The organism is Rhizorhabdus sp. GW822-FHT03C02 (genome assembly GCF_058801765.1).
Genome location: NZ_JBXANN010000012.1, coordinates 1 through 13,412 on the forward strand (window position 1 = coordinate 1; position 13,412 = coordinate 13,412).

Genomic DNA, 13,412 nt, shown 5'->3' on the forward strand with positions numbered 1-13,412 from the left:
GCTCGTCAGGCTCATAACCTGAAGGTCACAGGTTCAAATCCTGTCCCCGCAACCAACACACACACACACACACACACGAAAGCCCCGGCGCCACAAGCGACCGGGGCTTCGTGCGTCCAGCAAACATGAAACTCAGCGGGTTTACCCGCTGCCGTGCCTCGCGAGTTCGGCCTGCACCAGCGCCTGAATATCGATCCCGAAGATCGTCAGACCCTCGATATTGGCATTGTCGATTGAGACATCGCTGAAATTGACATCGGTCAGGCGTGCGCCGCTCAGATTGACGTTGCCGAAGCTGGCCTGCGACAGATCGACATCGTCGAACGCCGCGCCGGCGAGCCGGCAATCTTCGATCGAGACGCCGCCGAGATTGGCGTTGGTCACGCGTGCGCCGCTGAGATTGACGTTGTCGAAGCTGGCCTGAGACAGATCGACGTCGTCGAACGCCGCGCCGGTGAGCCGGCAATTGACGAAGCCGGCGCCGGTGAGGTTCCGGTCCTCGAAGCGCCGCGGCGCGCCGCCCTCGATCGGCTGTCCGACGTCGATGCGGTTGCCGTCGAGGTCGGCGAAGACGAAGGCGCGCAGGCCATAGTCCTTGTCGGCCAGCGATTTGATGATCCGCACACCGGCCGCGACCAGCACGTCGTGCAACGCGTCGACATTGTCGACCAGCAGGCTGGCGATATTGGTGGTCGAGGGCGTATGGCCCTTGACCAGGCTGAGATGCAGTTCGGCGTCGTCCTTCTGCAGGATCATGAAGCCGACCGGATTGCCATTTTCGAAGCGCTTCGTGAAGCCGAGCACGTCGCGATAGAAGGCATAGGCCTTTTCGATATCGCGCGTGAAGGCAGACGCGGCCAGTCGGCCGAAGCGGATGGTCGAGATTGATACGCTCATCGCTCGCGGTCTCCCCGTGGAAGAAAAAGCGGGAAGGGCAGTGGCGGCGGTGCGCGTGCCCGAAATGGAGCGGTGTCCGGCTCCGCTTTTCCCACAGGGGCCTTCCGGAGGCAAGCCGCGGGCCGCCCGTTCCACGCACGGCCCCCTTGGCCGAAAACAAGGCATCTAAGGCGTTCGGCGGGCTTCATCGCGCGCCTAATCTTCGACGATGAGGCCGCGGCATCTCGCTGGGCCGTCGCAGGAGCGCACCATGACACCACTCGCGAACCTGGCCATCGAAGCCCATGGCGGGCTCGATCGCTGGCGCAAATTCGAACGGGTCTCGGCCGACCTCGTGCAGGGTGGCGCTTTATGGTCGCTTAAGGGCCAGCCGCTGACTCTCGAACGGACCAGCGTTACCGTGGGCCTCCGGACACAATGGGCGGAGCATGCTCCGTTTGGCGCCGGCGATCGGCACTCGCGTTTCGAGCCAGGCCGCGTCGCCCTCGAGGCTCGCGAGGGAACGGTCCTCGAGGAGCTGATCGACCCCCGCGCCAGCTTCGCCGGTCACGGGCTGCAGACGCCATGGAGCGAACTCCAGCTCGCCTATTTCGCCGGCTGCGCGATGTGGACCTATCTCAACATGCCGTTCCTCCTCGCCTGGCCGGGGATGGAGATGGAGGAACTCGAGGCCTGGCCGACCGACAATGGCTGGCGCCGCCTCGCGGTGCGTTTCCCAGCCGGCATCGCGACCCACAGCCGTGTCCAGACCCTCTATTTCGAGCGCGACGGCCTGCTCAGGCGCCACGATTATGATGTCGAGATCGCCGGCAATACCACCGCCGCGCATATCATCGAGGATTATGGCGAAGTCTCCGGGATCAAATTCCCCACCAGGCGGCGCATCTTCGCCCGGCAACCCGATGGCGGTTTCAACGCGGAGCCTCTCGTCGTTTCGATCGACCTGTCGAACTTTCGGCTCGTCTGAAGCGACATGCCTTGGGGGGCACCTCCCGCAGGCGGCACGCCGCCGATCGCTCCGCGCTCCAATTCCGGGATCAAGATATCATGAAAGCCGTCGGTTTCCGTTCTCCGCTTCCGATCGCCGATCCAGCCTCGCTCATGGACATCGAACTGCCGCTGCCCGAACCCACCGGCCGCGATATTCTGGTCCGGGTCGAGGCCGTGTCGGTCAACCCGGTCGATACCAAGGTCCGGATGCGGGCCCAGCCCGAGCCGGGGTCATGGAAAATACTCGGCTGGGATGCCGCCGGCACGGTCGAGGCGGTGGGGCCCGAGGCGAGCCTGTTCACGCCGGGCGACACGATATTCTATGCCGGGGCGATCGGGCGGCCGGGCACCAATGCCGAGTTTCACCTCGTCGATGAGCGTATTGTCGGGCGCAAGCCGGCCTCGCTCGATTTCGCCGAGGCCGCGGCGCTGCCGCTGACGGCAATCACGGCATGGGAGACGCTGTTCGACCGGCTCGACATCCGCAAGCCGGTGCCCGGCGCTGCGCATGCCCTGCTGATCGTCGGCGGTGCCGGCGGGGTCGGCTCGATCGCGACCCAGCTCGCGCGCCGGCTGACCGACGTCACCGTGATCGCGACGGCCTCGCGTCCTGAAACGGTCGAATGGAGCCATAGCCTCGGCGCGCATCATGTCATCGATCATGCCAGGCCGCTCGCGGCGGAAGTCGAGCGGCTGGGAATCGGGCAGCCGGCGTTCGTGTTCTCGACCACCAACACCGGCGACCATCTCGACGAGATCGCCCGGCTGATCGCGCCACAAGGGCGCTTCGCGCTCATCGACGATCCGGCGTCGCTCGATGTGTCGACGTTCAAGGCGAAGAGCGTATCGACCCACTGGGAATTCATGTTCACCCGCTCGATGTTCGGCACCGCCGATATCGCCGAGCAGGGCGCCCTGCTCGGCGAGGTCGCCAGACTGATCGACGCCGGCACTCTGCGGACGACCCTGGCCGCCAGCTTCGGCGAGATTTCGGCCGAAAATCTCCGCCGCGCCCATGCGCTGATCGAGAGCGGGCGCGCCAGGGGCAAGATCGTGCTCGCGGGCTGGCCGAGTTCGGGCGAGCGCTGACGCGAAACGCATCGGCGCTCCCTGCTAAAGCGCCGCGAGCGGTCCGGCGTCGTTGCGGATCGCGCGCGGGACCTCGCCATGGACGCGGGCAAAGGCCAGGCGCATCCGCTCGCGGTTCGCAAATCCGACCTCGCGGGCGATCGTCTCGATCGGCAGCCGGCTCTGTTCGAGCATGAATTTCGCGGCTTCGAGCCGGAGCGCTTCGATCGCCTTCGCGGGCGTGGTCCCCGTTTCCGACCGGAACAGCCGCGTGAACTGGCGCGGACTGAGGCAGGCGGCCTCGGCAAGCGCGTCGATCGTCAGGTTCGCGGCAAGATTCTGGCGGGCGTGATTCAGCGCGCGTTGCACCCTGTCTTCGTTGGCGCCGAGATCGAGCAGGGCCGAATGCTGCGATTGTCCGCCCGAACGGCGATGATACATCACCATGCCCTTCGCGACCGAACGGGCGACATCGACTCCATGGTCGCGCTCGATCATGCCCATCACCAGATCGGTGCCAGCGGTCATTCCCGCCGAGGTCCAGATCGGGCCGTCGGCGATGAAGATCCTGTCCATATCGACGTCGCATCGCGGGAAGCGATCGTGCAGCGCCTGCGCATAACGCCAATGGGTGGTTGCGCGTCGCCCGTTCAGCAGGCCGGCATCGCCCAGCACGAATGAGCCGAGGCAAATCGCGGCGACCCGCCGCGCGTCGCGGGCCGCGGCGCGAAGCAGCCGGATCAACCCGGGCGACGAGGTCGGTATCTCCAGCCCCGCGGCGACGATCAGCGTGTCATATCGGGTATCGCCGAACGGGGCGGTCATCACCTGCATGCCCGACGTCGCGGCGATCAGCCCGCCGGTCTCCGAAACGACGTCGACATCGTAGAGCGTCGTGCCGGCCTGCTTGTTGGCGACGTCGAACGCCGCGACCGCCCCGAAGCAGACGGGTTGGAAATTCGGGCAGAGGACAAGGCCGATCTTCATGCTTTCTCCGTGACGGTCGCCATCGCTACCAGCCTGTGCGGCAGTCGGGCAAATCGATCCGGGATATCCCCGCATCTTCATAACCGCACGCAGATGGCGGTCGGCGCGGCACCCCGCCATGGCCATGGCGGGAATGACGGCATCTACGTCCTGTCGGTGCGGTGGGGTTGCCGGTAGCGCTCGGGCAGCAATGCGATGCTGGAGCATCGACGCCGGGCCCTCGTCCGGATCGATGCCGCATCGGGCGACACCGCGCGCAAAGGAAGATGCCATGACCCTCGAAACCGCGACGACCGAATATCTTCCCGTCGGTGACGCCCGCTTCGCGTTCAGGCGGTTGGGGTCGGCGGCCGGAACGCCGCTCATCCTGCTTCAGCATTTCACCGGTATGATCGACGGTTGGGATCCGGCGGTGGCGAACGGCCTGGCCGCAACGCGGCCCGTCATCGCCTTCGACAATCTCGGCGTTGGCGGTTCGACCGGCCGGACGCCCGATACGGTCGAACAGATGGCGACCGACGCCGCAGCCTTCATCCGCGCCCTCGGCTTCGCGAAGGTCGACCTGCTCGGCTTCTCGCTCGGGGGCATGATCGCCCAGATCCTCGCCGCACGACACCCCGATCTGATCGGCAGGCTCATCATCGCGGGCGCCGCGCCGCTCGGCGGCGAAGAGCATCTGCGCGCGGTCATCGACGACGCCTTCTCCCGCGCCGCGCCCGACATACGCCTGCCGCTTTTCTTCACCCCGTCCGAACCCAGCCAGCGCGCGGGCCGCGCCTTCGTCGCCCGCGCGGCGGCGCGTTCGGCAGATCGCGATCCGGACAATGGCGACGCCGTCGGCGAACCCCAGGCGCGGGCGATCATCGGCTGGTGCGCCGGCAAGGATGAGGGCGACGCGACGCTGCGCGCGATCACGCGGCCGGCGCTGATCGTCCACGGCAGCGACGACGGCATGTTCCCGCTCGTCAACGCCCTGACCATGGCCAGGGCGATGCCCGACGCGCAGCTCCTCGTCTATCCCGATGCCGGCCATGGCGCGCTGTTCCAATATCCGGCGCGGTTCGTCGCCCATTGCCGGACCTTCCTCGACGAGTGACGCGAGGTGGCCGCCGAATATTTTCCGCGGCGTCGGCGATCGTGATTCGCCGCGGCAATCGGCGTTTTTGCGTCCGATTTTCGATTCTTAGCGGTCGCTATATCAACCCTATATCAACCGATATCGGCCATATCAGCCGATATCATGTCCATTCGCGGCGTTTGACGCCCATGCGAATCGCTTTGATACGACGCTGATACACGGCATATGCGGAGATTGAGTGGACGCTGGAACCATGCGTACATATTAGGTGTATTGCATGAGTCGAGCACTGGGCGAGAACGTGGGCAAAATGGATATCGATCCCATTGCCAGGCTGACCGAGGGTCAGCGTGACTGTCTGCGCCGTGTGCTGATGCACATGTCCTCGAAGGATATCGCCCGCGAACTGGACATTTCGCCGCATACGGTGGACCAGCGCCTGCGTGTCGCGATCCAGACTCTCGGGGTTGCCAGCCGCTTCGAGGCGGCGCGTCTGCTCGCGCAATATGAGCGCCCGGACCTGTATCAAACGTCCGTATATCAACCACCGTATGTTGCTCCTGCCGCCCCGCAGCCCATTCTGGCTCCAACGGGCAATCACGAAGATCGGCGCTACGGCCAGTCTCTCGGCGAGAACATGCTGAGAGAAGAACAGGCTGCATTCCAGGCATCGTCCTGGAGAATGGCACCGCCGCTTCGTCTGCCCGTGCCGATGGCGGGAGGCGAACGTAATGACTTAGGCTATCTTTCTCGTGTGGGCTGGATCCTGGCGATCGCCGTTGGAACCGCCCTTTCGTTCGGTGCGCTGCTCGCCGGACTCGATGCGCTCTCGCGGCTCCTCTAAGCCCGAAGCACCCCAAGATTGATAGATATTCAGACGTGTCGCTGCGGCGGCGCGCCAGGAGACCCACATGCTCAACAAACGCCGCCATGCCGCCCAGGAAGTCGCCGCTCGTCTGATCGCCGCGGAGGAGGCCATCGATGCCGCCCTCACCGCCGTCGCTGATCTGAACGGCTATATCCCGGTCGCTCGCTGCGAGGCCAATCTCTCGGCCGTGATCGGCCAGGGCGCGGTCGAAGCCGCCGCCGAGACGCTGGCCGCGCTGGTGCGCGCCCGCCGCGGCATCGTCGACACCCATCATCAACTCGCCGAAACGCGCGACCAGATCGGTCTGCGCACGCTGGCGCTCGGCGGACTGGGCGACAAGGCTCAGCTCAACCCGGGCGGCCTGACGATCGTCGAGCGTACTGCTGCCTGATAGACGGCCCCCCCCGATGAGGTAGGCCGGCGAGCTTGACCGGGCCCCCCCCTTATGGTCCGGTCAAGGGATGACGTTAATCGCCATCCTCAAGCTGGTCTACCTCATCACCCTGCTCTCTTGCTGTGCCTATGCGATCCGTTTCGGTGGGGAGACGGAGCGCCACGGCGCCGGGATCATGGCGGGCGGATCGGTCCTCACGGCCGTTGCCGTCGCCTTCGGATCGAAATGGCAATCCCTGCAGACCGGTGTGTTCATCGTCGATCTCGGGGTCCTCGCCGCCTTCCTCACCCTGGCGCTGCGCAGCGACAAATATTGGCCATTATGGACAACAGCCTTTCAAGTCATCGGAGTCGCAACGCACCTCGCAAGGCTCGCCGACCCCGCGATAGTGCCGCGGGCCTATTCGATCGCGCAGGGGTTCTGGGCCTATCCGATGCTGGCGGCCATGGTGATTGGGGTCAGAGCGGCCCATACCGCAGCGATGCGCAGGGGCGTGCGCTACTAGAATCGCTGTTGCAGCCGTTCGGCTGGACCAGCGCGCAGAGCCTGGCGCGATCGCTGTTCGCCGAATTCGGCTCGCTGCCCGCGATCTTCGCCGCCAGCCCCGACGCGCTCAACGCGGTGGTGCCCGAAGAAAGCGGCATCGTCGGCTTCCTGATGATCGTCCGCTCGACCATGCTTCATTGCCTGCGCACCGAAGCGCGGCGCGGCCCGGTCTTCTCGACCTCCGAGACGCTGATCGCCTATCTCACCGCCAGCATGGCCTATGATCCCGCCGAACATCTGCGGGTGCTGTTCCTCAACGCCGGCAATTGCCTGCTGCGCGACGAGGTGATGGGCAAGGGGTCGGTCACCCAGGCGCCGATCTATCCGCGCGAGATCATGAAGCGTGCGCTCGAGCTCGGCGCGACCGCGCTGATTCTCGTCCACAACCACCCCTCGGGCGATCCCTATCCGAGCCGCGGCGACATCGAAGCCACCGAACGCATCGTCGCCGCCGCCTCGGTGCTCGAAATCGCGATCCACGACCATCTCGTCATCGCCCGCTCGGGCTGGACCAGCTTCCGCGAGCGCGGATTGCTCTGACCCCTCCGAATTTCCGCCATCCCGGCGTTCGCCGGAATGGCGAGGTTTGAGGGATCTTGCTCCGATATCGGCGCAAAAGCGGTTCCCACCGCTCCATCCCATGCACTAGGGTCGCCGCCCATGGCGGGCGCAGACGCAGACATCCGGGCGAAGATCGCCATCGTGGGGACCGGCTATGTCGCCGATCTCTATCTGCCGTCGCTGCGCACCTTTCCGGGGCTCGCGATCGTCGGCGTCTGGGATATCGACCCCGTCCGTCTCGCCGCCTTCACCGGCCATTGGGGCATCAAGGCCGCTGCTGGTCTCGACGCGCTGCTCGGCGACGGCCCCGATGCCCCCGACATCGTCCTCAACCTCACCAACCCTTATGCGCATGGTGCGATCAACCTCGCCGCGATCGAAGCAGGCCGCCATGTCTGGTGCGAAAAGCCGCTCGCGCTGACCCTCGGCGAAGCCGAGCGGCTCGTCGCCATGGCCCGCGCCCGGGGCGTGCATCTCGCCTCGGCGCCGTGCAGTCTGCTGGGCGAGGCGGCGCAGACCGCCTGGGCCGCGCTGCGCCAGGGGCGGATCGGCACCCCGCGGCTGGTCTATGCCGAACTCGACGACGGCTTCCTGCCCGACGCTCCCTATCGGCTGTGGACCAGCGCCAGCGGTGCGCCCTGGCCGGCCGAGGACGAGTTCCGCACCGGCTGCACCCTCGAACATGCCGGCTATTATCTCGGCTGGCTGATGGCGATGTTCGGCCCGGTGCGCCGGATCGTCTCGGGATCGGCGCGGCTGCTCGATGACGGCCAGACCGGCGCCGGCCACGATACCCCCGATTATGCCTCGGCGAGCCTGTTCTTCGATGAGCGGGTGGTCGCGCGGCTGACCTGTTCGATCGTCGCGCGCCATGATCATCGGCTGCGGATCTTCGGCGATGGCGGCACCCTCGAGATTGACGAGGCCTGGGCCAATGGCGCGGCGGTGCGGATCCGCCAGCGGCGGGCGATCCGGCGGCGGCTGGTCGAATGGCCGTTCGCGCGCCGGGTCCGGCTGTCGGGTCCGACCCATCCCAAGGTCGGCCGGCGCGGGGCGGCGTCGATGAACTTCGCGCTCGGAGTCGCCGAGATGGCGGGGGCGATCACCGCCGGCCGCGCGCCGCGGCTCGCCGGCGATTTCGCGCTCCACCTGACCGAGGTGTCGCTGGCGATGCAGGCGGGTGGCGACCAGGCGATGCGCACCGGCTTCGATCCGATCGCGCCGATGGACTGGGCGCTTTGATCGGTTTCGCGGTCGCTGGCACCGGGGCGATGGCGGCGCGGATGCTCGCGACGATCACCGGTTCTGCCGAGGCGCGGGTCGTGCGGATCGCCTCGGGCGATCCGACCCGCGCCCGCGATTTCGCGATCCACAACCGGGTCGCGGCGGCGGGCAGCTTCGACGAGGCGCTCGCCGATCCCGCGGTCGACGCGGTCTATATCGCCGGCCGCAACGCCGATCACGCCCGGCTGTCGCTCGCGGCGCTCGCGGCGGGCAAGCCGGTGCTGTGCGAGAAACCCGCCGCCTGCGATCCCGACGAGGCCGAGGCGGTGGTGGCGACCGCCCGGGCGGCGGGCTGCCTCTATATGGAAGCGGTCGCGACCCCGTTCCTGCCGGCGGTCGCCGAAGCGATCGCGATCGCCCGCGCGCATGGCGCGCGACGGGTCGAGGCGAGCTTCGGCTATCCGACCCGCGAGACCGGGCTGTTCGCGCCCGATGCCGGGGTGCTGCTCGACCGCGCGGTCTATCCGCTGACGCTGGCGCGGCTGATCCTCGGGCCGGTCGACCAGGCGGCGATCGAGGTCCGCCGCGATTCGGCCGGCCGCGACATCGTCGCGCGCTTCCGGCTCGATCATAGCGACGGCGGCGGCTCGGAGCTGGCGGTGTCGCTGGTCGACCGGCTTGCCAACCGGCTCGACGTGACGCTCGCCGACGGCCATGTCGCGGTGCCGGCGCCGCTGCTGACCGCGCGGCGGATCGGCGATCGTCCTGCCGGTCCGCTCGCCCAGAACCCGTTCGTCCGGCGTGGCGCCGACCTGCTCGCGCGGCTGGCGGGGCGCTGGCATCCTTATGGCCGTTCGCCTTATGCGCCCGAACTCGCCCATTTCTGCGCGCTGGTCCGTTCGGGCGCGATCGAGAGCCCGGTGCTCACCCATCAGCTCACCCTCGAGGTCCAGCGGCTGATCGGCCAGGCACGCGCGTCATGACCCTCGCTTATCTGCTCAACAGCTATCCGATGACGAGCACCACCTTCATCCGGCGCGAGATCGCTGCGATCGAGGCGGCCGGTGTGCCGGTCAAGCGCTTCGCGGTGCGCCACTGGGACGAGCGGCTGGTCGATCCGCTCGACATCGCCGAGCAGCGCCGCACCGAATATCTGCTGACCCGCAATCTCGGGGTGCTGCTCGTCGGCGCGATCGCCGCGCTGCTGACCCGCCCGCGCGCGGTCTTCGCCGCGCTGCCGGCGCTGCGCTCGCTGATTGCCTGCGCCGGCGGCGGGCGGGTGCGGCACATCGCCTATCTGCTCCAGGCGATCCGGCTGCGCGCGCGCTGCGCGGCGCTCGGCATCGACCATCTCCACGCCCATTTCTCGACCAACGCCGCCGCGGTGGCGATGTTGTGCCGGCTGATGGGCGGGCCGCGCTACAGCTTCACCGTCCACGGCCCCGACGAGTTCGTGAATCCGCACGCCGCCGGCATCGTCGCCAAGGCCCGCCATGCCGCGGCTATCGTCGCAATCAGCTCATATTGCGCGGAAAAATTGCACGAACTGCTCCCCGAAAGCTGCTGGCCGCGCATCGAAGTCATCCCCTGCGGCCTGAATATATGCGAAATTCCGCACATCGCCCCGCCCGTCGCCGCCGGACCGCTGCTTTGCGTCGGCCGGCTGTGCGCGGAAAAGGGGCAGGTCGAAATTCCGGCGGCGGTCGCGGCGCTCGCGCCGCGCTTCCCCACGCTCGAGATAGTGCTGGTCGGCGATGGGCCGATGCGCGCGGCGATCGAGGCCGAAATCGCGGGCCGGGGGCTCGGCGACCGGGTGACGCTGCTCGGCTGGCGCAGCAATGCCGAGGTTCGCGACCTGATCGCCGCGAGCCGCGCGCTGCTGCTGCCGAGCCATGCCGAGGGGCTGCCGATCGTGATCATGGAGGCGTTCGCGCTCGGCCGGCCGGCGATCACCACCCGGGTCGCGGCGATCCCCGAACTTGTCGACGCCGCAACCGGCTGGCTGTGCGATCCGGGCGACGGCGACGGGCTGCGGGCGGCGATCGCGGCGGCGCTCGATGCCTCGCCCGAGCAGCTGGCGGCGATGGGCCGCGAGGGCCGGCACCGGATCGAGACGCGCCACGACCTCGCGACGATCGCCCCCCGGCTGATCGCGCTGTTCGGCCAGACCGGTTCGGCTGCGTAAGCAATTTTCCGGACTCGGGTGCAGTGCCCGGCAGGCATATGAACGACTCACCGCAGGCGACCAGCCCCGCGTGCCGCATTCCGGGCGTTCCCTCGTTCCCCAATCCGAGGCCGCCCGCGCCGCGACAGATGCGGGATACCGGGCTGACGTCCGGCCGACAGGATCGGCGGTTGTGCCGAGAGGCGCTGCCCCCCGCCGATCCTGTCGTACCGCTTCCGCTTCTTCTCAGTAGCGCACCCGCGCCCCGACATAGGCGGCGCGGCCCGGCGATCCGTACTGGAAGGCGGTCTCGTAGCGCTCGTCGAACAGATTCTCGATCCGCCCGAAAATCTCGACCTTCTCCATCACCGGATAGGCCGCGCGCAGGTCGACCAGCGTATAGCCCTGGAGCCGCTGGTCGTTGCCGGCATCGTTGAAGCTGTTCGAGACGCTGGTGATGGTGGCGCCCGCTGACAGGCCGAAGTCCCAAGCATAATCGGCCGAAGCGCTGACGCTGTTCCTGGGCCGCCGCGCGAGGGGCTTGCCGAAATCGCGGTCGCCGAATTCGCGATTCTCGGCGTCGCTATAGGTGTAGTTGGCCACGATCGTGAAATGTTCGACCGGATTCACCCGCACGCCGAGTTCGACCCCACGCGCGCGAGCCCGGGCGATATTGGCATAAGTGGAGCTCGACAGGTCGAAGTCGATCTGTTGTCGTGTCCGCCGCTCGAACCAGGTCGCGCTGACCTCGAGCGCGCCGTCGAGCATCCTCTGCGTGATTCCGGCGTCCCAGCCGCTGGCCTTCTCGGGCTGGAGATCCTTATTCCCGAAATCGCCCTTGAGCTGGTAGAGCGACGGTGCCTTGAAGCCCTCGCCATAGCTCGCGCGGAAGGTCGTCGCGCCTGCATTCGGGCTGTAGACCGCATTGGCGCTGAGGGTGGTCGCGTCGCCGAACTGGCTGTGATCGTCGTAGCGCAGCCCGGCTCCGGCGCTGAGCCCGGTCACCGGCGTCACCGTCACCTGGCCATAGACGCTGTCGATATCGACCTTGGCGCGCGACACCGCTCCGGCCGGGAAGGAGAAGATGCTGGTGGTGCGGTAGCGCGATTGCTCATGCTCGGCGCCGAAGGTCGCGTGGACCGCATCGGCGATCTCGGCGACTCCCTGATATTCGAACCGCTGGTTGCGGCCGCGGCCGGTGAAGGTGCTGGTCGTCATGCTCGCCGGATCGAAACTGTCGCGGTCGACATTGGTGTAGGCGAAGGCGATCCGGTTCTTCAGCCGGCCGTCGAACAGCGCGGCGTTGAGCCCGGCATAGCCGACGAACTGCTCGGTGCGGTTATATTCGCCGGTGTCGGCGAAGCTGAAAGCCGGCGAGGGGAAGCCGTCGAGATCGGCACGGCTCTTCGAATAGAAGCCGCGCAGGTCGAGGCTGACGCCGTCGGCGATCGCGATTCCCAGCTTCGCGTTGGTCGCGAACACATGATAGCCATCGCGCTCGGTGCCGCCGAGTTGCTCGTCGAAGGTCGAGATGCCGTCGGTACGGAAATAGGTCGCGCCGACGCTCGCCGAGACCGGCCCCATCTTGCCCGACATATTGCCGCTGACATGACCGGTGTCGCGATAGCCATATTCGCCGCGCAGCGATGCCGACGGCGTGTCGGTGGGCGTGCGGCTGATGATGTTGACGACGCCGCCGATCGCCTGGCTGCCCCACAGCACCGACTGCGGCCCGCGCAAAATCTCGATCCGCTCGACATTGTCGGTGAGCAGGTCGGCGAAGTCGTAGCCGCCGCCGGTCGAGGCGGGATCGTTGAGCTTGACCCCGTCGATCAGCGCGACGGTCTGGTCGCTGCTGGCGCCGCGGATCGCGATGCTGGTCTGCGACCCGACGCCGCCGTTGCGGATCACGGTGATGCCCGGCGTCGTGCGCAGCAGGTCGGGCAGCGACAGCGTCTGGCGCTGCGCGATCGTCCGGAGGTCGATGACCGTGATCGACTGGCCGACCTCGGCGATCGGCTGCTCGGACCGCGCCGCGGTCACGACGATCGTGTCGGCTTCCTCCTCGGCCCGCGCGTCGGCGCCGGCACCGAGCGCGATCATCGCGAGAGCGATGCGCCCGGCGCCAAGAAGACCCCGATCAAGATGATGGTCGTGCATGTGCGTCTCCCTCGGTGGCCCCTTTCGAACGTCGCCACGCGAGGATCACCTCGACCGCCCGGTACACCCCGCCCGCGCGATGGAACGACCGCAACGGGCAGGTTTCCTGACTCTCGGGTCTGCGTGGTCGTCCCGCCTTCCCGGATGCAGGCATCCAGTGGCGTGCGTGGGACGGCGACTCGCCGATCACAGTTGCGGGGGCAGCGCCGGGATGAGGGACCGTTCCCCGCACCGGCTTCCCTTTTTCCCATCGCTGGGAACCTGTTGCGTCCGCTGCTCTAGGCCGCAACCTTTTGCCGGGCAACAACGTAACGTTAATCATTGTGACGGCCGTCACGGTCCGGTGACTTGGTCAAGACTATGAGGTTGTTGCAATTGTGCGTTTATCGGAGGCAGAATTGCGTTCAATGCTTGGGGCATCCCCCGCCAGAGATGCTCGACCTGTCCGATTCGACGGGTCGCTTCGCCGCAGTGC

At 67.3% G+C, this 13,412-nt stretch carries 13 protein-coding genes and 1 riboswitch; of the genes, 10 read left to right on the forward strand and 3 right to left on the reverse strand.

What is annotated here, in order from left to right; translation table 11 throughout:
- Positions 1-141: 141 nt before the first annotated feature.
- A complete protein-coding gene (locus tag AC1RM6_RS23635) occupies positions 142-897 on the reverse strand; it encodes a pentapeptide repeat-containing protein (protein WP_493105792.1) in 756 nt (251 codons plus the stop codon).
- 250 nt (positions 898-1,147) lie between these two features.
- Here AC1RM6_RS23635 and AC1RM6_RS23640 point away from each other — a divergent pair, with 250 nt between their 5' ends.
- Both AC1RM6_RS23640 and AC1RM6_RS23645 read left to right on the forward strand, forming a co-directional pair.
- On the forward strand, positions 1,148-1,864 hold the full coding sequence (locus AC1RM6_RS23640; RefSeq protein WP_493105793.1) for a hypothetical protein: 717 nt from the start codon (positions 1,148-1,150) through the stop codon (positions 1,862-1,864).
- Between the two features lie 80 nt (positions 1,865-1,944).
- Positions 1,945-2,976, forward strand: a complete 1,032-nt coding sequence (locus tag AC1RM6_RS23645; protein WP_493105795.1) for a zinc-binding alcohol dehydrogenase family protein — start codon at positions 1,945-1,947, stop codon at positions 2,974-2,976.
- A 24-nt stretch (positions 2,977-3,000) separates the two neighbouring features.
- Here AC1RM6_RS23645 and AC1RM6_RS23650 read toward each other — a convergent pair whose 3' ends face one another.
- The gene (locus AC1RM6_RS23650; protein ID WP_493105797.1) at positions 3,001-3,942 is read right to left on the reverse strand and encodes a GlxA family transcriptional regulator; all 942 of its coding nucleotides are present in this window, start codon (positions 3,940-3,942) and stop codon (positions 3,001-3,003) included.
- A 271-nt stretch (positions 3,943-4,213) separates the two neighbouring features.
- Between AC1RM6_RS23650 and AC1RM6_RS23655 the strand changes: the two genes are divergently transcribed.
- The 8 genes from AC1RM6_RS23655 (at position 4,214) to AC1RM6_RS23690 (ending at position 10,798) form a co-directional block, all read left to right on the forward strand.
- The gene (locus tag AC1RM6_RS23655) at positions 4,214-5,038 is read left to right on the forward strand and encodes an alpha/beta fold hydrolase (RefSeq protein WP_493105799.1); all 825 of its coding nucleotides are present in this window, start codon (positions 4,214-4,216) and stop codon (positions 5,036-5,038) included.
- 259 nt (positions 5,039-5,297) lie between these two features.
- A complete protein-coding gene (locus AC1RM6_RS23660) occupies positions 5,298-5,864 on the forward strand; it encodes a helix-turn-helix domain-containing protein (RefSeq protein WP_493105801.1) in 567 nt (188 codons plus the stop codon).
- Positions 5,865-5,931: 67 nt separating this feature from the next.
- Positions 5,932-6,279: a hypothetical protein gene (locus AC1RM6_RS23665; RefSeq protein WP_493105803.1), complete on the forward strand. Its 348-nt coding sequence runs from the start codon at positions 5,932-5,934 to the stop codon at positions 6,277-6,279.
- A 70-nt stretch (positions 6,280-6,349) separates the two neighbouring features.
- Positions 6,350-6,787: a hypothetical protein gene (locus AC1RM6_RS23670; protein ID WP_493105804.1), complete on the forward strand. Its 438-nt coding sequence runs from the start codon at positions 6,350-6,352 to the stop codon at positions 6,785-6,787.
- A gap of 8 nt (positions 6,788-6,795) precedes the next feature.
- Complete coding sequence (locus tag AC1RM6_RS23675; RefSeq protein WP_493105806.1) at positions 6,796-7,368, forward strand: JAB domain-containing protein; 573 nt, start codon at positions 6,796-6,798, stop codon at positions 7,366-7,368.
- A gap of 120 nt (positions 7,369-7,488) precedes the next feature.
- Positions 7,489-8,631, forward strand: coding sequence for a Gfo/Idh/MocA family protein (locus tag AC1RM6_RS23680; protein ID WP_493105807.1), 1,143 nt, complete (start codon positions 7,489-7,491; stop codon positions 8,629-8,631).
- Positions 8,628-9,596: a Gfo/Idh/MocA family protein gene (locus tag AC1RM6_RS23685; RefSeq protein ID WP_493105809.1), complete on the forward strand. Its 969-nt coding sequence runs from the start codon at positions 8,628-8,630 to the stop codon at positions 9,594-9,596. The genes AC1RM6_RS23680 and AC1RM6_RS23685 overlap by 4 nt, the downstream gene beginning before the upstream one ends.
- Positions 9,593-10,798, forward strand: a complete 1,206-nt coding sequence (locus AC1RM6_RS23690; protein WP_493105810.1) for a glycosyltransferase family 4 protein — start codon at positions 9,593-9,595, stop codon at positions 10,796-10,798. The genes AC1RM6_RS23685 and AC1RM6_RS23690 overlap by 4 nt, the downstream gene beginning before the upstream one ends.
- A gap of 225 nt (positions 10,799-11,023) precedes the next feature.
- Here AC1RM6_RS23690 and AC1RM6_RS23695 read toward each other — a convergent pair whose 3' ends face one another.
- Entirely contained in the window at positions 11,024-12,937 is a 1,914-nt protein-coding gene (locus AC1RM6_RS23695) for a TonB-dependent receptor plug domain-containing protein (RefSeq protein WP_493105812.1), read from the reverse strand.
- A 79-nt stretch (positions 12,938-13,016) separates the two neighbouring features.
- Positions 13,017-13,217: riboswitch (cobalamin riboswitch) on the reverse strand.
- Positions 13,218-13,412: the final 195 nt, after the last annotated feature.